Consider the following 22,314-nt stretch of genomic DNA (forward strand, 5'->3'; position numbering starts at 1 on the left):
TTGTAGCGGAGGGGTGGCGTGTAGCGGCTACGCGTGCGCTAAGCCGTAGCGGGCGTAGCCGCTACACGCTTGGGTGCCGCTACAGAGTCAGGGGCTCTGAGCTGGGCTGTAGCGGCGTAGCGGATGTAGCGGACTCCTGGACAGGGGGCGGGCAGTAGCGCGCCCACGCGTCCGTCAGATCCTCCGCGTGGAAGCCCTTCAGCACTCCGCCGGCGGTGCGGATGTTGCGGGACTTGATGGGGGTGTTGTCGGCGGTCATGTACTCGGCGAGCATCCGGGCGAGACGGCGGTTGTCGAGAGGCTTGCCGTCGAGGTCGGCCCATGGGGCGTCGTCGAGGGCGTTGAGCCGGTCGAGGATGGCGATGGTGGGCAGCTTGTCGACGCCGATCAGGACGTGGTCGCGCAGGTCGGTCAGCAGCCGGATGCCGACGCTGTGCTTGTCGGTGGTCTGGGCTGCCTTGACCAGCGTCACGCACGCTTCTCGGGCCCGCTCGGGCCAGGTTCCGCCGATGGCGTCGGCGATGGCTAGCAGCGGTTCCCACACGTCGGCCGGGCGGTCGGTGACGCCGTCGGGCATCTCCGGCCACGCGCCGAGGACGAACCCGCGTGCCTGTTCGGCCCATTCGGCGAGGCGGTCGCGGAGCTTGTGGCCCTCGGCCTCGTGGATGCGGGCCCTGAACGGCTCGACCCGTTCGTTGCGGGCCCGCCGCCGCATCCGGATGACGACGGACCGCGTGAGGATCGTGTCCGGCAGGGAGCCGAGTCCTGCCATCGCGACCGCGCAGTACGACGGGAACGCCTGGACCGTCTGGTTGCCACCGTCGCCGATGCACCGGTAGGTGACCCCGGTCCGCCGGTGTCCGGCGTTCAGGAAGCCGCGCAGGTCCTCGTTGTCTCCGGCCTTGGGGCCGAAGATGGTGTCGATCTCGTCGAAGAGGATCGTGGGCCGCCCGTCGGCTCCGGACACCGCCCGGAAGAGGGCGGCGGCGGACGCGTTGACCGCGACCATGGGGTGCGGCACGAGGGTTTCCACGATCTCCAGCGCCCGGGACTTCCCCGAACCCGGCTCGGGGGAGAGGAAGGCGAGCCGCGGAGTGGAGTCGAAGCAGTCGAGCAGGTGCGCGTGTGCGTCCCACAACGCCACGGCGACGTAGGCCGCTTCGGTGGGGAAGACGTTGAAGCGGCGGTGGAAGGCTTCCACCTCGTCGAGCAGTGCGGCGCCGTCGATGGTGCTGGTCATGCGGCGGCCCTTCCTTCCTGGGGGTTGCGCAGGGGGCACGCGGTGCGGTGGTAGTCGTGACTGGCCACGAGGGCGAACACGTCGGCTTGTCCACGGGCGCGCAGGTCGCGTCCGCACGCGCACCACGAGGTGGCGGTGGGGGTGCGTCCGCGACCGGGCGCGTTGATGGTCAGCCAGGCGATGGGGCGGCGTCCGTCGTCGCCGTGCGGGTCCACACCACGAGCAGTGCGGACGCCTTCGGCGACCACCTTTCGGGCGCCCACTCCCGACTCGTCCACAGGCTGTGGGGCGGCGTGCAGCCGTACCGGGGTGGCGGGTTGGCCTTCCAAGCGGGGGCGGGGGTTGGTGGTCATGCCGCCTCCCGTGGCCGGACGGTCCGCGCGGAGCTGTCCAGGGCGCTGCGGATGGTCGTGCGGCACTCGGCCGGCGTGAGACCGCTCGACTCCCCCGCCCCTTGGAAGGCCTCCTCAACCACGTGCCGGGCGATGTCGCCCCACGCGACGAACCGCCCCACCTTGAACGCGCACCGGTTCAACGTGGTGTTGCGCTGAGACTCCAGCGCGGCCGCGACGATGGTGCATTCGGCTTCGAGTGCGGCGAGTGCCGCGCGGCTCCCATCGGCCACAGGAAGCCTCAGAGGGTCCGTAGACGGCTTGGGGGCCGGTTTCAGGATGGTTTGCATCCATTCGGGCAATGGGAGCGGCACGGGGCCGCTGACGGCTTCGTAGGCTCCGGTCGGGGTGGTGCTGCCCGCCGCGACGACGTATCCGCCCCACGCCCGGGTGTCGACCAACTCGCCGATGGTGCCTGCGGTGTTGGCGTAGCGGGCGCCGTCGGGGGCGGTGAAGTACAGGTGGGTTCCGCCGCTCGCGGTCCGCACCCGGTAGGTGCCGGGGACGGCGTGGCCGGCGCGCTCGCAGAGCGCCCCGAAGGTTGCCGCGCCGTCAGGCGCGTCCGAACTGCCCTTGTCCTTCGGCTTGTCGAGGTCGACGACCAGCAGCCCGGAAGGGCCGGTCGCGATGCCGACGTTGAACGGACCCGTAGACCATGCGGCATGGATGCGGTCCGGATCGGTGGTGGCGCGCTGCTCCCACTTCACGTGCCCGTGCTCGCACGCTCCGGTACGCGGGCAGACGCTCTCACCGTGCAGCGCGGGCCGCTTGGTGCCAGGGCGCAGGGGGAAGACACGCCAGCCCTGTTCGGCCGCCGTGAGGGCGGCGGCGAGCATCGGCAGGCACTCCAGGGAGATGCCCGGGATGGTGGTCATGCCGCCACCCCCAGTGCGGGCCGCAGGTGTGCGAGGGCGGCGCGGCCGATGTGCTCGGTGTAGGCGGGCGGGATGCACTCGCGGATGCCGTCCCGGTTCATCCACGGCACGCCGAGGATGTCGCGCGCCTGCTGGACGCCGGAGAAGTTGCCGACGTACTGCCCGTAGTGCCCGGGCGGGACGGGGCGGCCCATCTTGGCCTGCGGCACCAGGTGCGCGGGATGCTGCGGCTGGTCGAGGGTGAAGCCGCCGCCGGTCTCGAAGAACCGGTGACGGTAGACGTCCAGGCCGAGCATGATCCCGCACAGCATGACCGGCTGACGGAGCTTGGCCGCCGCGCCGCCGACGTTCTCCATCACCCACGGGCGGCCGGTCTTCTCCAGGGCGACGCGGGTGGGGTCGATCAGGTCCGGGTGGTCGTTGCCCTGGATGCGCTGACAGTCGGTGTCGTGCTGGCACGGCGGCGAGCCGTGGATGAAGTCGAACTCGGCACCGTGAGCGAGGACGAACGCGATCGCGTCCGCCTGCACGAACCGGTAGGGGTAGCGGGGCTGCGGGTCGTGGTCGACGCCGGTCACGTCGAATCCGGCGTCGGCGTAGCCCTTGGCCGCGCCGCCCTGGCAGCAGAAGAGGTCCAGTAAGCGCGGCCTGTGGCCGTCTCGCCGGATGAGGATGGGTTGGGTCATGCTGGATGTCTCCAGTCCGTTAGTGGCGTACTGGGTGACAAGGGCGGCCCCGCGTCATTGGCGTGAGGTGGGGCCGCCCTTGGCGTAGCTAGCCGTGGAAGTGGTTGCGCTTGAAGATCGCCTTGCGGATGTTGACTGTGGTCCCGCCGCGCGAGGCGCCGAGCACCTGCACGGCGATCCATCCGCCGAAGACGACGGCGGCCAAGACGATGAGCTGGTGGATGAGCGCGGCGAGTGCGGCAATGAACGTGGTGAGCAGCAGCAGGCCGCCGCACACCGCGAGGAAGCCGACGCCGCCGAGCGCGACGTTCACCGCCGCCCGCGAGACGACCGGCTTGGTCGTGAGCGGTTCGGGCTGGACGGGGTTGATGGCGTAGCCGGTGACCGCACGCCCGTCGGGCAGCACGATGGTCTGCACCGTGGGGATCTGCCCCGGCTGCACCACGACCGGCGCCGCCTGTACGGGCTGGATCGGGGCGGGCTGGTGGACGATGACGGGCGCCTGTACGGCCGTGTGGTGAGCAGGTTCGGGCAGCATGTGGAATCCCTTCCGGTGCTCGGTTGGGGAGGTGGAGGCACACCCTTCGGGGTGCGCTGTGGAGGGGGTGTCAGGGGGCGTGAGCTGGGCGCCTCCCCGCCTCCCTGAAATGATGTTTGTGCTGATCAGGGCGGGGAGACTGGTCCGGGGAGGGGGTTGGGGAGTTCTCCCCGCCTCCCCGGCGCAGGTGGTGGCTTCTCCCCGCTACTCGGCGGCGGAAGCGGAACCGTCGTTGTCGCGGTTGGCGAGGGCGCGGGCCACGTCGTCGCGGCGGACGACCATGACCCCGTGGGACTTCTTCGGCTCCTCGCCGTGCTCTTCGAGCAGCCGCTTCAACTTGCCGTTGTTCCACTCGCCGTAGGCGGCGGTGTCGAGCGCGTGCAGCCGCTTCAGGACCTCATCGGTGCGCAGCCGGGGCGCGTCGCCGATGACGGCGGCGACGTCGGCGAGTTCGTCGCGGTCCTCGGTGCGGTCGATGACGCGCAGGGTGGTGACGCCGTCGCGCAGGGCCTTGGCCCGTGCGGCGATCTCGGCGGCGGACTCGTCGTCGATGAAGTGCGTGCGCACGGTGATGGACGCCTGGCCGGCGGGAATGGCGATCCCGTCGGAGGCGACCACGAGGGTGCCCTTGTCCAGGCCCTGGCGCAGCAGGTGCGGCGCCGCACCGCCGTCAACGGCCTTGTCTCCGAGCGCCATCCGGGCCTGCGACTCGGTGCCCAGCACGAGGGAGGCGCGGGTGTGGGCGCCCTCGCGGACCAGCTTGGGAAGGTTCTGGTCGGTGGGGTCCTGCGTGCCCTGCCACATCAGCACGTCCACGGCGCGGCCCTGGTTGTGAATCTTGCGGACGCCCATGAAGTAGCGGGAGGTGGCCTTGGCCCCGCCATACGGTCGCTTGTCGTCGCCGACGACCGGGCACATGAACGCCAACTGTGCTTCGTCCACGGTCACGATCAGCGGCTGGAACACCACGCCGGGGTTCTTGCGGCGCTCCTCGATCCGCCGGTTCATCTCCTCCACGGCGTCCTCCACCATCTCGGTCGCCTGGATCACGTGCTCGTCGGACGGGCCCTCGATCAGCACCGACGCGATGCCCTCGAACATCGCCCAGTCGCCGATGCCCTTCAGGTCCGCGATCCAGAACTGCACCGACCGATCGAGTGCGAGCCACAGGGCCAGCGCGCGCAGAGCGGCGGTCTTGCCCTGGTTGGACAGACCCGTGACCAGCAGGTGGCGCTGGTAGACGCTCAACTCAGCGGCGTCGCCGCGCAGGTCCTGCCCCCAAGGGGCCTTGCCCTTGGCGTAGTCGGCGGTCATCGTCTCGTCGGTGACCAGCGGCGACGGGCCGATCGGCTCATCGAGCGCGCCGGAGTCGGCGATCCAGAGACGCACTGTGCGGGCCGCCTCGGGGATCGTGATGAACACCTCGTGCTCGTGCCGGGTCAGGTTCTCCGCGAGCTTCCGGCGCCGCTTCTGCACCTCGATCGTGGACACCCCGGACGGAAGCGTGACGTCGACCTCGACGCCGCATCCGGCGATCCGGATCGGGCCGAGCATGGAGGCGCCGGCGTCGCCCATGTCCTTGATGGCGTTCTTCAGCGGGGCAACGCCCAGGTCGCGCAGGGCCTTGACCACGATCGACGGCGTGATCGGCTCACCCTCGCTGCTGCGGACGTTGTCGGGCAGCGCCCAGTACGGGGCCGCCTGCGCCCGCCGTCCCACCTCCCACAACCCGAGCAGGGCGAGCAGCGGTCCGATGGTGATGAGCGGCCCCCAGGTGACCTGCACGATCGTGATGAGCAGGCGGATGAAGCCGATGACCGCCATCAGCGGCGTGACGACGTCGCCGACTTCCTTGGTGGCAACGGCCATCGCGATGCCCAGGACGAGCAGGCCGCCGATGCCCAGCCCCACCCCGGCGGCGGCGCCCTTCGCGGCGTCGATGGGCGAGGTCAGCAGGTCCATACGGCGGCGGTGACGGGCCTCGCGGTAGCGCTGCCCGCGCTCCTCCCACTCGGCCGCGACCTCGTAGTTCCCCGCCGCCTCGGCGGCGCGGAGCAGGCGCTCGTAGCGGGCCGCGGTGCGCCCGTCCCAGGTGCGGCGGGCCACGATCCGGACGCCGCCGAGCACGTAGGTGGTGTGCCGGACGCCCAGGCGGCCCGCCGTGCGGGCGTTGTCGACCGTGGTGACCTTGCGAACGGCCCGCCCGGAGCGCACCCACAGGGGCACCGGACGCGGCTCGGGAACCACCTTCAGGGTGGTGACGTTGGCGGTTGGTTCGGGGGTGGTGTCGGGGTTCTTGTGCAGGTGAACGACGTTGTCACTCATGCGTGTTGACTCCAGACAGCCCGGAATCGGGCAGGAGGAACCAGGGCCCACGGTGGGCGGGCCCTGGTACGGCGGAGGTGGGGTTAGCGCAGGTTGGCGGCGAGACGTTCGGTGTCGTACGCCTCACGCTCGTGGTCCTTCAGGGCCCGCTCGAAGGCGCGGGCGTCACGGCGGGACTGGCGTTCCACGCCGTAGGCGGCGCGCAGGTCCCGCATGATCACGTCGCGGACGCCGCGGCGGGAGAACTGCATGGCGTGCGTCAGCTCGTGCACGAGGGTGGTGGCGATGTCCTCGCGGGTGCGGTGCTGCTCCGCGTTGACCAGCACCAGAACCGACCCGTCCGCGCGGGGCACGGCGAGTCCGGCGGCATCGCGAGCGTGACGCAGACTCTCCCGGCGTGCCTTGTCGATCCGGCGGCGGTCGGTGCAGCCGGACAACTCGACCTCGGCCTGAACGCCGAGTTCCGCCATGCCCTTGGCGTTGGTCAGGGTGATCTCGACGGCGGGCATCCGGCCGTTCACGGCCCGGCTGACCTGCCGCATCGCGTGCGGGACGAGGTGCTTGGTGTCGCGTTCCAGGTCGCGGCGGGCCCGGAGCTGGTGCGTGGTGATGGTGTGCTTCACAGCGTCTCCGATCACGAATCGCCGCAGCTCACGCGGCAGGCTGGTCTTCGGGGTAGGCGCAGGGCACGCACATGCCGAGCGAGCCCGGGATGACGTATCCGGCGTCCTGACGGCACTTCGGGCAGGTGCGGCGGGCGCACATTGCCTTGGCAAGGGCGGCCCGCTTGCCCGGCGTCATCGGGCGTACCGGCTTGGCGCGGTCGACGCGGTAGAGGTAGGCGACCAGCGGGCCGCGCCGGTAGCGCGGTCGCAGGACCTGAGCGGCCACCTCCTGCCCGCCCGGCCGGAGACCGAGCGTCCGGAGTTGGCGGCGGGTGGCGAGCCCGGTCGGGGCGTAGCGCCAGGGATAGGTCGGTATGCCGAACTGGCCCCCCGACGGGCAGTAGCACTTGGCGAGCGTCAGCGCTGACATCACGCAGTCACCGCCGTCGCGCGCTCGGCGCGCAGGGTGTCGCGCAGCTTCCGGGCGTTCGCCGGGGATGTGCGCAGTTCGCGGCGGATGCCCTCGGCGGTCAGCTTGGCGTCCGGCCAACCGGCCGTGGCCGTGCGCGCTTCGGCGAGCAGTTCATCGAAGGTGCGCTTGGGGCGGGACGACTTCGCAGCTTCCGGGACCCGACCCGTCACACTGCGCGGGCGGGGCGATTCGGCCGGTACCGGCCGCAGCTCGATCGGGCGCGCCGGGAGCGACTCGATCGACTTGACGGGCTTGGCCGGAAGAGCCGACTTCAGGAAGCCGACGGCAACCGGTCGGGGCAGTTCTGTCACGTTCGGCGTGATCGGTGCGGGGATCGATACCGGCAGGTCAGCCATAGACCGATTCCTCTTGGTCTCGGTCGATTCCTCCGCATTCTTGGGGTCATCGACCGGGCGCTGTGCCTGGGCAAGAGCGGCGGCCGATCGAGTGGCCTTGCGGTAGAGATCGGGCGTCATGCCGGGAGCCGTGGCCCCGGTATGGATCTGCCATGCCCGCGCCCACGCCTGCTCGGTGGTCAGCGAACCGAAGGGCGCGGCGGACAGCAGCCGATCGGCGATCCGGGCGACCCTGCGGTGATGCCAACGGCGGGTGCGGGTGTGACGCCCTCGTTCGCGCCGGTCGTCATCATCGGCGACCGCAGCCAGCGTGCACACCCACTGCCGGATCTCGAACAGCAGCGGCCCGAACAGCGTGACTGCCGCAAGCCCCCACCCTGCCGTCGTCGCGTCCGTGCCGGACAGGTTCGGCAGGTGCGTGCCGTAGGTGTAGTTGATGGACGCGGCGAATCCGGCGGAGGCGACCACCAGCGCGCGCAGCAGCCACCGCACCCGTGCGGCCAGGTGCCGGGAGTCGGCGTAGGCAACCCCGGCGGCGACCACCCACGCCGTGCCCTCCAGGGCCAGCGGCAGGGGCAGCAGCATCGGCGAGATGCCCACGAAGTGCAGCACCTGAGCGGGCAGCGACGCGAGACCGGACGCCACGACCAGCGCCAGCGTGCCCCGCCGGTACACCTGCCCCGGCGTCAGAGACGCAGCACGACGAGCTGCCCGCTCCTGACGGCGATGCAGCCGAACCTCCCGGTCCCGCTCCTGATCGGCGCGGGCCTGCTCCCGCAGCCGGGCGGCCCGCTCATCGCCGGACCGCTCCCGCATCGCCCGGCGTTCCTCCGCTGCCGCAGCGTCCATGCGGCGCTGCTCGCGGTACTCGGCAACCGTGCTCATGCCGCACCCCCGAGCGTGATCACGGTGGCCGTGATCAGCAGGACCCCACCGATGCGGGTCAGGTCGATCGCGCGCTGTAGCGCGGTGAACTTGGTGACGGCGATGCGGGACAGGTTCGCGATGTCGGCGGCCGTGTCGGTGGCTACCGCATCCCGGATCTGCTCCGGGGTGAGGGTGGCCCACAGGGGGAAGCCGTGCCGGCCGGACAGGTTCGGGCGGACCGAGGACAGCAGCAGCGTGGCGGCCCCGATCAGCACGGCGATACCGGCCAGGCCGGGAACGAGCGCCCAGGGGATGAGCGGCGCGTCCTTGCCCGCGCTCCACACGCCGGCCAGCACGGCGCCGATGAAGGCGAGCAGCAGACTCGCCTTGCTGTCGGTGCGCGTGATCTCCGCCTTCACCTCAGCGTGCGCGGCGGACAGGTCTCGTACGGCGCTCATGCGGCACCGCCCGCCTGCTCGGTGGTGCGGTTGAGGAGGGCGACGCGGGCGGCGAGCGCCCGGCGGCGGGCGCGGCGGATACGCCGGACGTCCAGCTCGTTCGGCGTGCGGTCGAGGGTGAGGATGTGCGCGTCGAGGAGGTCGACGTCCGCCAGGATGACGGGCATCTCGACGTCGATGGCGTCCAGCTCCGTTTTCGTGGGCTCCATCAAGTCGAAGCACTCGGCGGCAGTAACAGCGTCCTGAACAGTGACGATGTGGTCCATGGGTCGTGTTCTCCCTAGCAGGTGGCAACGGCCCGAACGAGCCCCCGGAGTAGCCGCTCCGGGGGCTCTCGCCGTTGATGAAGTGGGTTGGTCGTGCGTGTCCCGGCCTGCGTTCGAGGCGTAGGCCCGTGGTCGGCCGGGCCGGGACTGTGAGTGCGCGACTCGGGATCGCGCGGTCCGTCTTTTCGACTCGGGGAGACGGGGCCCACCTATGCAGTTCTCAAGAGCGCCCCGAAGAGCACCGCGATCGCTCCTCGGTCAGTGCGGTAACCCCTGTTCAGGGCTCCCGTCCTCACGGGACTTACCGAGAGCTGCGCAGGCGGGAGCAACTCAAGGGAATTGCACCGCTTGCTCAACTTGTTGGTACAAGCTGATGCAGTGATGCTGCACCCACGGACGGTGAGTCGTCAAGGGATTGGGGCCCACATGTACCAACAAGTTGACCGAGTGCGTCATGATGGGGGCATGAGCAAGCAGCCGAAGTACCGGCAGGTGGCCGATGCCCTGCGCCGAGAGATCGACAGCGGCACCTACGCGCCGGGCGCGCGGTTGCCGTCAGAGAGTGAGCTGATGAAGCGCTTTGACGCTTCGCGCAACACGGTCCGGAACGGCCTCAACCTCCTGGTCACCCAAGGGCTTGTCTCGGCGAGCCAGGGGCTGGGGTACGAGGTGCGGTCGCATGAGGTCTTCAAGCTGAACGCGTCGCGGTTCGAGAACCTGACCTTCCCTCAGAACGGAGACGCGTACAGCACCGACGTCACGAACGCCGGCCGCCGTCCGCACCAGACTTTCCGGGTAGAGATGACGCCCGCCTCTCCTGACGTCGCTGAACGGCTCAGGGTCGACACCGGATCGACCACGGTCCTGCGGTTCTGTCACCGATTCGTCGATGACGTGCCGTGGTCCACGCAGGCGACTTGGTACCCCGGATGGCTCGCAGAGCAGTCACCGCGGCTTGCTCAGCCGGGTGACATTGAGGAAGGGACCACTCGATACCTCGCGTCATTCGGCATCGAGCAGGTCGGCTACTTCGATGAGATCGCCACGCGCATGCCGACTCCAGAGGAGGCGCGGCTCTTGGAAATCGGCGCTGGGGTGCCCGTGCTCCTCTGGACGCGCACTGGCTACTCGGAGGACCGCCCGATTCGCTGCACGGTCACGACCTTCCGGGGCGACCTCAACCAGATGAACTACGAGATCGGCAACCTGGCCGGCCGAGAAGAAAACGAGCCTCAGTGAAGATCTGCCTTGCGGAAGCGCACGACCTGGCCAAGCTGCTCGCCTTCCGGGAGGAGGCAGCAGCTTGGCTGTTGCAGCTCGGAAGCGATCAATGGCAGCGCCCGTATCCGGCAGACAGGCTGCTCGCCACCATTGAGGCCGGTCACGTCTTCATGCTGCGCGACGGGCACGTGACGGCGGCCACAATCACGTTGACCCCAGACGCCGAAGAAGGGCTCTGGACGGAAGAGGAGCTACGGGAGCCCAGCATGTTCGTCAACAAGCTCACGACGGGGCGCGAGTACGCCGGGCAGAACCTCGGCGGGCGCCTCTTGGACTGGGCCGGAGACCGAGCACACCGTGCCGGGGCGCGATGGCTCCGATTGGATGCTTGGACAACGAACGAGGCGCTACAGCGCTACTACCTCGCACGGGGGTTCAGGCACGTTCGCACGGTCCGAGAGGGCGGGGCCGTGAACGGTGGCCCACGGGTTTCCGGATGGCTCGCGCAGCGTGAGACGCGCTCAGCGGGACACGACTTTCACGACCTCACTCCACCGCCTGCGCGGCTCTCTTCAGCAGCTTGACGAATCAGTAGTGCGAAACAACTTTGGCGCAAGGGCATCACCCTTGCGCCAAAGTGAAAGTTGGGTGCCTCTACCCGCGAACCAGACGTAGACCTCGACGGCTCGGCGGCGAGATTTCATCTGCCAAATCATCTTCGGTCATGCCAATTACTTGGGCAAGCTCTCGGACCAAATAATCGTGTTCTTCTACATGAATGCGGAGCATCTCCTTGTACACCTGCGGCTCTTCCCGTTGCAGAGGAGCAGGTTCGCTTGTGAGATATCCCGCCTTGTTCATGTAGGCGTGGAGACTGCGTGAGCGCGCTGTCGAGATGATGCCCAGGTGCTCAGCCCGGATAATCAGTGACTGCATTGGCACTCGCCAGTACGGTTTGAGTGCGGCTGCTTTACGGACGTCGATGCCGCCGAGATCTTTAGAAATCTCGGCGGCTGGCATCAGAAGCTCTTCGGCGAAGGAGTCCGCTTCTTTTTCTGCGGTGTCACGAGGTGGTTCTCCCTCGTGCATAACCATGTGTCCGATTTCGTGAGCGAGTACAAATCGCTGCCTCTCTGGGCTCAGCTCGCTGTTCAGTACGAACAGTGGGCCCGACCCTGGATGCCAAACGCTGATCGCGTTGATGCGATGGGTCTCGAAATCGCGAAGCACCACAGTTCCTCCTGCGGCTTCAACGATATTTACGAGATTTGGTACAGGACCCATGGGAAGGCGCCAGGCAGCACGAACACGGCGAGCCGCTTCTGCTGCTGTTTCGACGTCTTCGATGTCAATTCGCGGGATAGTGAGGGATGTGTCTACTGCGATCCCGTCACTCAGACGTACGAGCCGCATGCGAAGCAAGTTCACACGGGCCTGGATCTTACGAAGAGTCCGTTGGGAAAGACTCTGCTGCTTACGGTGAAAGAAGCTAGCGCTTCCAAAGCCGTAAACCTCTTCTTGCCAAGTCAGTAGATCCGGCGTCACCTTCAACACCTTTGCTACTTGAGGCACATCGGCCTCAGGCAAGGGGCGCAGCCCATTCTCAGCCTTGCTGAGAGTGGACTGCGCCAACCCAGTAGCCTTAGCAAGATCTTGCTGCGTAAGACCCTGCGCCTCCCGCGCCAAAATGAGCATGCGCGGATTGATTGTCATTGGTTCTCGCTTGTCTCCTCCGCCGGCGCCTTCCGCGAGCTGCGGACGACTGGCCTTGGCCCATCTGCAGGCGACGTGGGCATCGGGATTGTAACCCCGCCCTGACCCGCATCCGGGATGATTTCGATCGGCGCCCATATGTGTTCGCCGTCCAGCGTGCATGTGATCGCAAGCTGTTCTAGATCAAGCTCGAACCTGTCCAAGAGGTAGCCTGCAACCAAATGCGTCATAGGTTCGACTTCGTTGGCGTACTCCAAAGTCTGACCTTGAAAGGCTACCGCCTGACCAGTCCGAATACTGCTCGTCTTGAGCTTACGTCCTCGAAACTTCTTGAAGCGGATTGCGACACGATCGCGGATCTGAATAACGAGGAATCCGCGTTCCTCTCTAACCCGCACATGCTCGACAGCGAGAAACTGGTTTACGGCCTCAGTCTTGATGAAGTCATAAAGCACGTTCGCTCGCGAACGAGGCGACACATCAGCAGGCGACCCTTCCAGCGCCTTCAGCCAGTTTTGCCAGCGTTTCCAAGCGTTCCGGAAGCACTGGTCCAACTGGTCCTGATAGGGCTGGAGCAGCCGCACACACGAAGCCCTGTCCATGGGCGTTCCGATTGGCACCCGAGCAGCATGGCAGGTTGCAGAACAGCCGTCAATTATTCCGAGTAAGATTCCAAGATCGATTGTCTCGAACGTGCGTTCCCCCTGTGAGTCTGTCACGCCGGGTGCGCTCGCTGCGTGCATAGGGCAGGGCCACGGCCAACCTCTGGCCACAGTGAGCGCCCGTAGAGCGGGATGTACGGATAGCCGCTGGTCAACGCCCTGACGGACCCGTTCGCAGAGTGGTCTTGAAAACCGTCGTGGCGAGAGTCACCGTGGGTTCAAATCCCACACCCACCGCAGCAGGTGAGAAGGGGCGTTCCGGTTTCGGGGCGCCCCTTCGGCGTGCCCCGGGGCGGACGGCCCTGGCCGCCGGGGAACTCCGTTGACCGCTGCGGACGGGGGCGGTTGGATGAGCGTGGGTCCCCGGGCGCCGGCAAGTTCGGGTGATCGGCCGACGGTTGCGCCTGCCTGGCTCCTGCGTGGAGCGGGGTACGTCTCATGACGGGCACCGTCGGCCACTTCGCGTTCCCCGGGCGCCCGTTGTGACGCCGTGTCGGCCGGACTCCACCCGCCGGAGGGAACCCTTTCCCCCTCCGGAGGGGCGCGACCGCACCGCGGGGTGATCGTTCGTATCCCGGGGCCGGGCTCGTGGGTTGAGCACGGCGTGAGTAACGAAAGCATCCCTCCGATACTGTCCGCACCCACCGCCGTCGCCAGTGACACCGAGAGCATGAAGGAGGCGGGCAGCAGTACGCCCGGCGACATAATCATCCGGTCCTGCACCCTCGTGGGACGCGCCCTGTGGATCGAGCTCCAGGGCGAGATCGACCACCACAGCGCCCGACCGCTCAGGACGGTCCTGGCCGTGGGAGCCGTCCACGGCTGTCTGCACCTCGGTCTCGACGCACGGCACGTCACCTTCGCCGATTCCGCCCTGCTCAGGGTCATCGACCGCTGGAGCCGCCACGGGCGCAGCCTCCACATCGGCCACTGCTCGCCCGCCGTCCGACGGCTCATGGAGGCCGCGCGCCGCGTCGGCCGGACGGCCACGGAGGGGGTGCCCCGGTGACGTTCACGATCCTGACCGTCGTACCTCTCGTGCTGTCCGTGGTGATCCTGCACTGGCCCGGGTGCGCGCCGAGCGGAGATCACCGCTCCCGCCCGGCCGGGCACGGCCGGGGAGGCTGTCCGGGGCCGGTTCACGGAGCGCCGTCCGGAGGCCGGAGGGTGCGCGGGTAGCCCCTGACCGGTGCCGCCACCGTCCGCACTCCTTGCGAGAGGACGGTGGCGGCCCCGCGCGAGCCTCAGGAACCACCGGTCAGCCGAGCCGCCGAGGCGATCGTCGAGCGGGCCTCTCGTTCCGGCAGGCCCGTCTGGGTCGCGGCGGTGGTGAGGGCGTCGGCGAGGGTGTCGCCGATGCCGTTCTCGTAGGCGCGGCACGCCGCCCAGAAGAGGCGGGTGTTGCGCTGGCCCTCGTGGGCGCCCAGTACGAACTGGACCAGGCCCGTGCCGTGTTGCCCGCCGGGACCCGGCGCGGGGTGGTGCGGGCGCGGCGGGGGCGTGAGCAGGCGCAGAAGGGCCGGCGGGCAGGGGGCCGGCGCGAGGTGGGCGGTGCCGGGGACCGTGCCGTAGACGCCGTGCTCGGTGCGGGAGCCGGGGCCCACCAGATAGCCCCCGGCGCCGCGGATGTCGATGCCGGGGGCCAGCCGGCCCGCCGAGTTGGGCACCACGACGTCCGGCGGCCCGGACAGCCACAGATGCCGTCCGCCGCTCGGCGTGCTCACGACCACCGTGTCCGGGATCGTGAAGAGATGCCGTAAAGCCAGCTCGCGCAGCGAGGCCGTGGAGTTCGTACCGGCCTTGGTGTCCAGGTCGACGCCGATGAGGTGGTGCGGGGGCAGACCGCACGCGATGCCGTACCCGGTCGCCCGGGGCGCGGCGGCGAACAGCGCGCGGATGCGGCGCGGATCGGTCGTCGCGTCGTGCACCCCGTGCCCCGGAAGCCCGCATTCCCCGTGGCAGCGCGGCACGGACGGAGGGTCGTCGCGGTGCGGGGAGGGCAGCGCGGGGAGCTTGCTGCGCGACAGCGGGATCACGGCGAGCCCGCGCTCGGCCGCGGACAGGGCGTGCGCGAGAGCGAGGGTCGCGAGGGGCGCATTCGGCGTGCTCGGTGCGGCGGACGGGCGGTGGGCGGGGTGCGGATCGATGGCGGCCATACCTTTATGTTCGTACAGATGTTCGAGAAGAGGAAGAGGTGTGGTCCGTCCGAGGAGGCGATTTACCAAAAATGTGCTGAAACGCTTCGCCGTATGGGGGGTCTGAGATGTGATCACCAGGAGATAGCGCATTCGCGGCTGAGCTGGGGTTTTGTCGATGTGAAGAGGGTTTATCGACATGTCCTCACGCTTGCGTGTGAAGAGGGGCTTCTGGGGTGGTTCGCCGGGGATTCGGTGGGCAACTCTGGTCTCGCGACGTCGTGAACATCGCCGAGGCGGTCGGCCAACCGCCTTGGAGAAACCCCGTACTTCCCGGGTGCCGGACCCCCGTCCGAGCCCCCGGTGCGTACTCCCTGTTCTGGAGGAAAGACATGGCTTCCATCCGTACCGCCCGTGCCATCGCCGCCGTCGCCGCCCTGCCGCTCGCCGCGGCCCTGTTCTCCGGGGTGGCGATCGCCGACAACGGCTCGTTCGCGGACAACGGATCGAACGCGGGGGTGGCGACGGTGAGTGGCAGTGGTGTCGGACACGACAACAACGGCAACTCGTCCACCACGCAGCAGCAGGCAGTCGGCAGCGGCGCCTCGAACCAGAGCAACACGGCTCAGGTGAACGGCTCGGCCTGGACGGCGATCGACCAGTCCAACCACAACATCGCGGTGAACTTCACCGAGCTCTGGTGACCTCCCGGCCCCTGCCAGCCAGGGGTCGCATGGGGTGTGTGACAGTCCGCGCGGCGGTGCTCCGGCACCGCCGCGCAGGCGTGTTCGGGCCTCACACGTGAGCAGTCGATCTCGCAGTCGATCTCGCGGTCGAGCTCGTGGTCGGCCTCGCGATCGATCCGGCGGTCGATCTCTTGACAGTGCACGGCATCTGACGGACAGTCAGAAACCCTTGGTTCTGCCTAGGTCCGGGAGGGCCGCCGCCGTGCACCTCGCCCCCACCGACCGCCAGCGCGAGCTGCGCGGTGAACTGCGCGCACGATTCCGTACGTTGATGCCGGACGGCCCGCCCGCGGCCGACGACCCGGCCGCACAGCGCGCGGTGCTGCGCCGCATCGGCGCCGAGGGGCTGCTCGGTCTCGGCTGGCCCGTGGAGTACGGCGGCCAGGGGCGCGGCCCCGACGAGCAGTTCGTGTTCTTCGACGAGGCGTACCGGGCCGGCGCGCCGGTCTCCATGGTCACGCTCAACACCGTCGGCCCGACCCTCATGAAGTACGGCACCGAGGAACAGAAGGCCTACTTCCTGCCGCGCATCCTCAGCGGCGACCTGGTCTTCGCGATCGGCTACAGCGAGCCGTCGGCGGGCACCGACCTCGCCGCGTTGCGCACGCGCGCGGTGCGGGACGAAACGAGCGGCGACTGGCTGATCGACGGACAGAAGGTCTTCACGTCGAACGCGCAGAACGCCGACTGGATCTGGCTCGCCTGCCGTACCGACCCCGAGGCGCCCAAGCACCAGGGCATCTCGATCATCCTGGTGCCGACGGACGCCCCCGGCTTCTCCTGGACCCCGATCGACACCGTCGGCGGGCTGACCACGACGGCCACGTACTACGACGGGATCCGCGTCCCCGGCTCGAACGTCGTCGGGGAGGTGAACGGCGGCTGGGGCCTCATCACCAACCAGCTCAACCACGAGCGGGTCGCGCTCGCCGCGATCGGGATGCAGGCCGAGGACTTCTACGCCGATGTCCTCGCCGCCGCCCGTACCCCCGATCCGGTGACGGGCGAACGCCGTGTTGACGCGCCCTGGATTCGTTCCGCGCTGGCCGAGGCGCATGCCCGGCTGGCGGCAACGCGCCTGCTCAACTGGCGTTTGGTGGGTGATGTGGGGGCGGGCCGGCCGGCCCCCGGAGACGCCAGCGGGGTGAAGTTCGCGGGAACGGAATCCGCGGTCGAGACGTATCGCCTGTGTCAGCAGATCGCGGGCGACGCCGGGTGGGTGAGGTCCGGATCGCCGGGGGTGTTCGGGGTGGCGGGCGGTGATTCCGCCGTGGGGGACGGGGAGTTGGAGCGGATGAACCGGGCGGCGCAGATCAACACGTTCGGCGGCGGGGTCAGCGAGGTGCAGCGGGAGATCGTGGCCACGATGCGGCTCGGGATGAAGCGGGGGAGGCGGTGAAGGACATGGCCGGGGAGCGGGACGGCGAGGGCGGCGGGGTGTACGAGGAGCTGCGGACGTTCGAGGGGCGGACGGCGGCGACGGCCCTGGACGGCAAGGACCCGGTGAACGTGCCGATGATCCGGCACTGGTGCGAGGCCATGGGCGACACCAACCCCGCGTACGAGGGCCCGGACGCGATCGCGCCGCCGACGATGCTCCAGGCCTGGACGATGGGCGGCCTGTCCGGGTACGAGGGACGCTCGCCCGCCCACGACGAGCTGTTCGCCCTGCTCGACGGCGCCGGATACACCTCGGTCGTCGCCACCGACTGCGAGCAGGAGTACCTGCGCCCGCTGCGTCCCGGCGACGCGATCACGTACGACTCGGTGATCGAGTCGGTGTCACCGCTGAAGACGACGAAGCTGGGCACGGGCCACTTCGTCACGACCCGGATGGATGTGCGGGCGGACGGCGAGCTGGCGGGGACGCACCGGTTCCGCATCCTCAAGTACGCGCCCGCCCAGCGGAGTTCTCCTTCGGGGAAGGGCAGGAAGGCGCGGCCCCGGCCGGTGGTGAACCGGGACAACGCCGGGTTCTGGAACGGCGTCGCCCAGCACAAGCTGCTGGTCCAGCGCTGCACGGACTGCGCCACGCTGCGCTTCCCGTGGCTGCCGGGGTGCAATGCGTGCGGCGGCCAGGAGTGGGACACGGTCGAGGCGAGCGGCGAGGGCACGGTCTTCTCCTACGTCGTCATGCACCACCCGCCCTTCCCGGCCTTCGACCCGCCCTACGCGGTGGGGCTGATCGAGCTCGCCGAAGGGGTGCGCATGGTCAGCAATGTGATCGGGGTGCCCTACGACAAGGTGCGGATCGGGCTGCCGGTGCGGCTGGAGTTCCTGCGGGCCGACGAAGAGTGGGAGCTGCCCGTCTTCCGCGCCGCCGAGGGCGGGGTGGCGTGACATGGACTTCACTCCCTCGCCCGAGCAGGAGGCGGCGCGTGAGCTGGCCGCGCGGATCTTCGGCGACCTGTCCACACCGGAGCGGCTCACCGGCCTGGACGGCGGCACGGACGCCGGTCTGTGGAAGGCGCTGGGGGACGCGGGCCTGGCCGCCGCCGTGGAGGAGGCCGGGCTGCTCGGCCTGGTGCTGATGCTGGAGGAGCAGGGCAGGACGACCGCGCAGGTGCCGTTCGCGGCGAGCTGTGTGTACGGGCTGCTCGCGGTCGCGGCCCACGGCACGGCGGAGCAGCGGGAGCGGCTGCTGCCGGGACTGCGGGACGGCTCCGCCGTGGCGGCGGGGGCGTTTCCGGGGCGTACGGGGATCATGGTGTCCGCGCCGGAGGGGACCGCGCCCGAGGCGGGCGGTGGCTCCTCGCGGGCGGTGCTGAGCGGGGTCGTGCCCTGGGTGCCCTGGCTGCGGGACGCCACCCATGTCCTCGTGGCGGTCCGCGAAAAAGTTGCCCACAGCCTGTGGATGGTGCGGGCGGCCGACGCCCGGTGCGAGCCCGTCGAGCTGACGGCGCCCTGGTCGGCGGGCCGGCTCGTGCTCGACGGCACCCCGGCCGAGCGGATCGGCGGCGCGAGCGCGTACGAGGACGTGCTGGCGGCGGCCCGCACCGCGTTCGCCGGGCTGCAGGCCGGCGTCTGCGCCGGATCGCTGGCCAGAGCCGTGGAGTACACCAACGAGCGGGAGCAGTTCGGCCGCCCCCTCGCGGCCAAGCAGGGCGTTCAGCTCCGGGCGGCGGAAGCCCATATGGACGTCGAGGCGATGCGGGTCACCGCGTACGAGGCGGCCTGGCGGCGGGACGCCGGGCTCGGGTACCGCAGCCATGCGCTGACCGCCGCCTGGTGGGCGTCGGAGGCGGGCAAGCGCGTGGTGCACACGGGCCAGCATCTGCACGGCGGCCTGGGAGCCGACCTGGACCATCCGGTGCACCGGCACTTCCTGTGGGGGCGTCAGCTCGACGGATATCTCGGATGCGGCAGCGAAGTACTGGAGGAGCTGGGCGAGTTGATCGCCGCCGGCGCTCATGAGGGAGGCGAGTCGGCATGAAGGCAGGCGAAGTGCTGCCCCCGTTGGAGATCCCCGTCACCAGGACCCTGATCGTCGCCGGGGCCATCGCGTCCCGCGACTACCAGGACGTGCACCACGACGCGGAGCTGGCCCGGCAGAAGGGCTCGCCCGACATCTTCATGAACATCCTGACGACGAACGGCCTGGTGGGCCGGTACATCACCGACCACTTCGGGGCCACGGCGGTGCTGCGCAGGGTCGCGATCCGGCTCGGCGCGCCCAACCACCCCGGCGACACCATGGTGCTGACCGGTGAGGTGACGGAGGTCGAGACCGGCCCGGACGGGGCGACCGCACAGGTCAGAGTCGTCGGGAAGAACGGGATCGGCAGCCATGTCACCGGCACGGTCACGGTCACCGTGCCCGCGGCGGCTCCGGACGACGGGAGCCCGGCATGAGCGTGCGGAGCAGGGACCGGCTCGGCGGGCGGGCGGCGATCGCCGGGATCGGCGCCACCGAGTTCTCCAAGGACTCGGGCCGCAGCGAGTTGAAGCTGGCGGTCGAGGCGGTGCACGCCGCGCTCGATGACGCGGGGCTCACCCCCGCCGACGTCGACGGCCTGGTCACCTTCACGATGGACACCAGCCCGGAGATCACCGTGGCGCAGGCCGCGGGCATGGGCGAGCTCTCCTTCTTCTCGCGGGTGCACTACGGCGGCGGCGCGGCCTGCGGCACCGTGCAGCAGGCGGCGCTCGCGGTGGCGAGCGGGGTGGCCGAAGTCGTCGTCTGCTACCGGGCGTTCAACGAGCGGTCGGGCCGCCGCTTCGGCTCGGGCGTGGAGCACCGCGAGCCGTCGGCGGAGGGCGCGGCCCTCGGCTGGAACCTGCCGTTCGGGCTGCTCACCCCGGCGTCCTGGGTGGCGATGGCGGCGCAGCGCTATCTGCAGGCGTACGGGCTGGGCCCGGAGGCGTTCGGCCAGGTCGCCGTCGTCGACCGCAAGTACGCGGCGACGAACCCGGCGGCGTACTTCTACGGCAGACCGATCACCCTCGCCGACCACGCGGCCTCCCGCTGGATCGTCGAGCCGCTGCGGCTGCTGGACTGCTGCCAGGAGACCGACGGCGGTCAGGCGATCGTCGTCACCAGCGTCGAGCGGGCCCGCGACCTGCCGAACCCGCCGGTCGTGATCCAGGCGGCGGCGCAGGGCGCGGGCCGGGGCCAGGAGCAGATGACCAGCTTCTACCGGGACGACTTGACCGGGCTGCCCGAAATGAGCGTCGTGGCACGGCAGTTGTGGCGCACGGCGCGGCTGGGCCCGGACGACATCGACGTGGGGATCCTCTACGACCACTTCACGCCGTTCGTGCTGATGCAGCTGGAGGAGTTCGGGTTCTGCGGGCCCGGGGAGGCGGCCGGTTTCGTCGCCGAGGAACTGCTGCCGCTCAACACGCACGGCGGGCAGCTCGGCGAGGCGTATCTGCACGGGATGAACGGGATAGCGGAGGCCGTGCGCCAGGTGCGGGGCACGGCGGTGAACCAGAGATCCGGCGCGGCGACGGCGCTGGTGACCGCGGGCACCGGGGTCCCCACTTCGGGTCTGATTCTGGGGGCGGACGGCTGAACGAGGCGCGTGTTTCCGGCCCGCGCACGCGAGCGGGCCCTTCACTCGCCCCATGTACCGACAAAAAATGATCATGGGATTCGGGGTGTTCCTGGCCCTCCTGCTCGGTGGCACCGCCGCCCTGCCGGAGGCCGCCGCCTCGGGCCGGGACGGGGCGGAGACCGACGCGACGTCGTCCGCGCCGTGGTCGGCCCCGGTGCGCACCTTCCGCGGCCGGGCCTTCGACATCTGCCGGGCCCCGTCGCTCGACACGATGCGGCGCTGGCGGTCGTCCGACTACCGGGCGGTGGGCGTCTACTTCGGCGGCCGCGGCCGGTTCTGCAAGGACCAGCCGCATCTGAACCGCGACTGGACGCGCGCGGTCGACGCGATGGGGTGGAGCGTGCTGCCCGTGTACGTGGGGTCGCAGTCGCCCTGCGTCAGGGCGGGGAACAAGAAGGGCCTGGGCATCGGGCGCCGGCCGTGGACCCAGGGAGTGCGGGAGGCGAGGGACGCCGTGCGCAGCGCCGGAGAGGTGGGCATCGGGCGGAGCAGCCCGCTCTACCTCGACATGGAGGCGTACAACTACCGAAAGCGGGACTGCGCGGAGCGGACGCTGACGTTCGTGCGGGCGTGGAGCAAGGAGGTGCGCGAGCGCGGGTACGTTCCCGGCTTTTACAGCAGCGCCGACTCGGGCGTGCGGCATCTGCAGTCGGCCCGGCGGGCGGGCGTGCCGGACCTGCCGTCGGTGGTGTGGTTCGCGCGCTGGCGGACCAGGCCCAGCCTGTACGGAGAGCCCTCGCTCAGCCGGAACGCCTGGCGCCCCGAGCGCCGCATCCACCAGTACGCGGGCAATGTGAAGGAGCGGCACGGCGGCCGCACCCTGGTGATCGACCGGAACCTGGTGAACGCGCCGGTGGCGCGGATCGACTGAGCCCCGCGCCGCACGTCTGTGGCAGGCTTCCCGGAGCGGGACGTTCAGCGGCTCCCTGGGGGGCGGGGTTCTCAGGGCCGAACCCTCAGGGGCCCTCATCCCCTCCTCCACCTTCAGGAGGTGGGGCTACCACCCTTTGTACAACCTGAGGCGGACGCCGCTTCGGGACCTCCGGCCGATCCGCGGTGGTAGGGGTCGCTCATAGCGTGGAGCCATGACCCCAACCCTGGCGTCTGTCTGCCCCAGCGCATCGGAGCCGGCGACGCGTACCCACACCGGGACCCACCCGGCGCCCACGGCGTACCCGTCGTTCGCGTCGTACGTCCGCGCACGCCAGACCGTGCTCCTGCGCACCGCCCGGTCGCTGACCGCGAACCCGTGCGACGCCGAGGACCTGCTGCAGACCGCGCTCACGAAGACGTATGTCGCGTGGGACCGGATCGAGGACCACCGCGCGCTCGACGGCTATGTGCGCCGCGCCCTGCTGAACACGCGGACGTCCCAGTGGCGCAAGCGCAAGGTCGACGAGTTCGTCTGCGACGAGCTGCCCGAACCGCCGGTGGTGCCCGCCGGGGACCCGGCCGAGCAGCAGGCGCTGCACGACGCCATGTGGCGCGCCATCATGAAACTGCCCGCGCGGCAGCGAGCGATGGTCGTGCTGCGCTACTACGAGGATCTGAGCGAGGCCCAGACGGCCGAGGTGCTCGGGGTCTCCATCGGCACGGTGAAGAGCGCGGTGTCACGGGCGCTCGGGAAGCTGCGCGAGGACCCGGAGCTGCGTCCCGCGCACGTCTGAGGTGATCGATCATTCCCGGGACTAGTGACATAC

The 22,314-nt window shown here is 69.8% G+C and carries 25 protein-coding genes; 11 read left to right on the forward strand and 14 right to left on the reverse strand.

What is annotated here, in order from left to right; translation table 11 throughout:
- Positions 1 to 79: 79 nt before the first annotated feature.
- The 11 genes from K377_RS11545 to K377_RS11595 all read right to left on the reverse strand — a co-directional run bounded on the left by K377_RS11545 (position 80) and on the right by K377_RS11595 (position 9,080).
- The gene (locus K377_RS11545; protein ID WP_111663134.1) at positions 80 to 1,240 is read right to left on the reverse strand and encodes a DUF3631 domain-containing protein; all 1,161 of its coding nucleotides are present in this window, start codon (positions 1,238 to 1,240) and stop codon (positions 80 to 82) included.
- Positions 1,237 to 1,593, reverse strand: coding sequence for a hypothetical protein (locus K377_RS42215; protein ID WP_202454981.1), 357 nt, complete (start codon positions 1,591 to 1,593; stop codon positions 1,237 to 1,239). The genes K377_RS11545 and K377_RS42215 overlap by 4 nt, the downstream gene beginning before the upstream one ends.
- Entirely contained in the window at positions 1,590 to 2,507 is a 918-nt protein-coding gene (locus K377_RS11555; protein ID WP_111663135.1) for a bifunctional DNA primase/polymerase, read from the reverse strand. Before K377_RS11555 ends, K377_RS42215 begins: the two co-directional genes overlap by 4 nt.
- Positions 2,504 to 3,193, reverse strand: a complete 690-nt coding sequence (locus K377_RS11560; RefSeq protein ID WP_111663136.1) for a DNA cytosine methyltransferase — start codon at positions 3,191 to 3,193, stop codon at positions 2,504 to 2,506. Before K377_RS11560 ends, K377_RS11555 begins: the two co-directional genes overlap by 4 nt.
- Positions 3,194 to 3,281: 88 nt before the next feature.
- Complete coding sequence (locus K377_RS11565) at positions 3,282 to 3,731, reverse strand: hypothetical protein (protein WP_111663137.1); 450 nt, start codon at positions 3,729 to 3,731, stop codon at positions 3,282 to 3,284.
- A 204-nt stretch (positions 3,732 to 3,935) separates the two neighbouring features.
- Positions 3,936 to 6,056 carry an FtsK/SpoIIIE domain-containing protein gene (locus tag K377_RS11570; protein ID WP_111663138.1) on the reverse strand — a complete coding sequence of 707 codons (2,121 nt, stop codon included), beginning with the start codon at positions 6,054 to 6,056 and terminating at the stop codon, positions 3,936 to 3,938.
- A gap of 83 nt (positions 6,057 to 6,139) precedes the next feature.
- On the reverse strand, positions 6,140 to 6,679 hold the full coding sequence (locus K377_RS11575; protein ID WP_111663139.1) for a hypothetical protein: 540 nt from the start codon (positions 6,677 to 6,679) through the stop codon (positions 6,140 to 6,142).
- A gap of 28 nt (positions 6,680 to 6,707) precedes the next feature.
- Positions 6,708 to 7,091, reverse strand: coding sequence for an RRQRL motif-containing zinc-binding protein (locus tag K377_RS11580; RefSeq protein ID WP_111663140.1), 384 nt, complete (start codon positions 7,089 to 7,091; stop codon positions 6,708 to 6,710).
- Complete coding sequence (locus tag K377_RS41625; protein WP_181512535.1) at positions 7,091 to 8,374, reverse strand: hypothetical protein; 1,284 nt, start codon at positions 8,372 to 8,374, stop codon at positions 7,091 to 7,093. Before K377_RS41625 ends, K377_RS11580 begins: the two co-directional genes overlap by 1 nt.
- On the reverse strand, positions 8,371 to 8,814 hold the full coding sequence (locus tag K377_RS11590; RefSeq protein ID WP_111663141.1) for a Pycsar system effector family protein: 444 nt from the start codon (positions 8,812 to 8,814) through the stop codon (positions 8,371 to 8,373). Before K377_RS11590 ends, K377_RS41625 begins: the two co-directional genes overlap by 4 nt.
- Positions 8,811 to 9,080, reverse strand: a complete 270-nt coding sequence (locus tag K377_RS11595; RefSeq protein ID WP_111663142.1) for a DUF6284 family protein — start codon at positions 9,078 to 9,080, stop codon at positions 8,811 to 8,813. The genes K377_RS11590 and K377_RS11595 overlap by 4 nt, the downstream gene beginning before the upstream one ends.
- A gap of 465 nt (positions 9,081 to 9,545) precedes the next feature.
- Between K377_RS11595 and K377_RS11600 the strand changes: the two genes are divergently transcribed.
- Together K377_RS11600 and K377_RS11605 are read left to right on the forward strand one after the other, a co-directional pair.
- Positions 9,546 to 10,319, forward strand: a complete 774-nt coding sequence (locus tag K377_RS11600; protein ID WP_111663143.1) for a GntR family transcriptional regulator — start codon at positions 9,546 to 9,548, stop codon at positions 10,317 to 10,319.
- Entirely contained in the window at positions 10,316 to 10,885 is a 570-nt protein-coding gene (locus K377_RS11605; protein ID WP_111663144.1) for a GNAT family N-acetyltransferase, read from the forward strand. Before K377_RS11600 ends, K377_RS11605 begins: the two co-directional genes overlap by 4 nt.
- Before the next feature lie 70 nt (positions 10,886 to 10,955).
- Here the strand turns inward: K377_RS11605 and K377_RS11610 are convergent, their stop codons facing one another.
- Positions 10,956 to 12,014, reverse strand: a complete 1,059-nt coding sequence (locus K377_RS11610; protein WP_161195031.1) for an ImmA/IrrE family metallo-endopeptidase — start codon at positions 12,012 to 12,014, stop codon at positions 10,956 to 10,958.
- The gene (locus K377_RS41630; protein WP_161195032.1) at positions 12,011 to 12,598 is read right to left on the reverse strand and encodes a hypothetical protein; all 588 of its coding nucleotides are present in this window, start codon (positions 12,596 to 12,598) and stop codon (positions 12,011 to 12,013) included. Before K377_RS41630 ends, K377_RS11610 begins: the two co-directional genes overlap by 4 nt.
- A 682-nt stretch (positions 12,599 to 13,280) precedes the next feature.
- Here K377_RS41630 and K377_RS11615 point away from each other — a divergent pair.
- On the forward strand, positions 13,281 to 13,685 hold the full coding sequence (locus K377_RS11615) for an STAS domain-containing protein (RefSeq protein WP_146614716.1): 405 nt from the start codon (positions 13,281 to 13,283) through the stop codon (positions 13,683 to 13,685).
- A 235-nt stretch (positions 13,686 to 13,920) separates the two neighbouring features.
- Here K377_RS11615 and K377_RS11620 read toward each other — a convergent pair whose 3' ends face one another.
- Positions 13,921 to 14,832 carry a bifunctional DNA primase/polymerase gene (locus K377_RS11620; RefSeq protein ID WP_111663147.1) on the reverse strand — a complete coding sequence of 304 codons (912 nt, stop codon included), beginning with the start codon at positions 14,830 to 14,832 and terminating at the stop codon, positions 13,921 to 13,923.
- A 371-nt stretch (positions 14,833 to 15,203) separates the two neighbouring features.
- Here K377_RS11620 and K377_RS11625 point away from each other — a divergent pair, with 371 nt between their 5' ends.
- The 8 genes from K377_RS11625 to K377_RS11660 all read left to right on the forward strand — a co-directional run bounded on the left by K377_RS11625 (position 15,204) and on the right by K377_RS11660 (position 22,281).
- Positions 15,204 to 15,515 carry a hypothetical protein gene (locus K377_RS11625; protein ID WP_111663148.1) on the forward strand — a complete coding sequence of 104 codons (312 nt, stop codon included), beginning with the start codon at positions 15,204 to 15,206 and terminating at the stop codon, positions 15,513 to 15,515.
- 244 nt (positions 15,516 to 15,759) lie between these two features.
- Positions 15,760 to 16,956: an acyl-CoA dehydrogenase family protein gene (locus K377_RS11630; RefSeq protein ID WP_111663149.1), complete on the forward strand. Its 1,197-nt coding sequence runs from the start codon at positions 15,760 to 15,762 to the stop codon at positions 16,954 to 16,956.
- A gap of 5 nt (positions 16,957 to 16,961) precedes the next feature.
- Entirely contained in the window at positions 16,962 to 17,897 is a 936-nt protein-coding gene (locus K377_RS11635; RefSeq protein ID WP_111663230.1) for a bifunctional MaoC family dehydratase N-terminal/OB-fold nucleic acid binding domain-containing protein, read from the forward strand.
- A gap of 1 nt (position 17,898) precedes the next feature.
- Complete coding sequence (locus tag K377_RS11640) at positions 17,899 to 18,990, forward strand: acyl-CoA dehydrogenase family protein (RefSeq protein WP_111663150.1); 1,092 nt, start codon at positions 17,899 to 17,901, stop codon at positions 18,988 to 18,990.
- Positions 18,987 to 19,409 carry a MaoC family dehydratase gene (locus K377_RS11645; protein WP_111663151.1) on the forward strand — a complete coding sequence of 141 codons (423 nt, stop codon included), beginning with the start codon at positions 18,987 to 18,989 and terminating at the stop codon, positions 19,407 to 19,409. Before K377_RS11640 ends, K377_RS11645 begins: the two co-directional genes overlap by 4 nt.
- On the forward strand, positions 19,406 to 20,572 hold the full coding sequence (locus tag K377_RS11650; protein WP_111663152.1) for a lipid-transfer protein: 1,167 nt from the start codon (positions 19,406 to 19,408) through the stop codon (positions 20,570 to 20,572). The genes K377_RS11645 and K377_RS11650 overlap by 4 nt, the downstream gene beginning before the upstream one ends.
- 52 nt (positions 20,573 to 20,624) lie before the next feature.
- Positions 20,625 to 21,485, forward strand: a complete 861-nt coding sequence (locus K377_RS11655) for a DUF1906 domain-containing protein (protein ID WP_237551475.1) — start codon at positions 20,625 to 20,627, stop codon at positions 21,483 to 21,485.
- 214 nt (positions 21,486 to 21,699) lie between these two features.
- Entirely contained in the window at positions 21,700 to 22,281 is a 582-nt protein-coding gene (locus tag K377_RS11660; RefSeq protein ID WP_111663154.1) for a SigE family RNA polymerase sigma factor, read from the forward strand.
- Positions 22,282 to 22,314 lie beyond the last annotated feature (33 nt).

Origin of the sequence: Streptomyces sp. PsTaAH-137, from assembly GCF_003259365.1 — a bacterium.
In the GTDB taxonomy this organism is placed as follows: Bacteria; Actinomycetota; Actinomycetes; order Streptomycetales; family Streptomycetaceae; genus Streptomyces.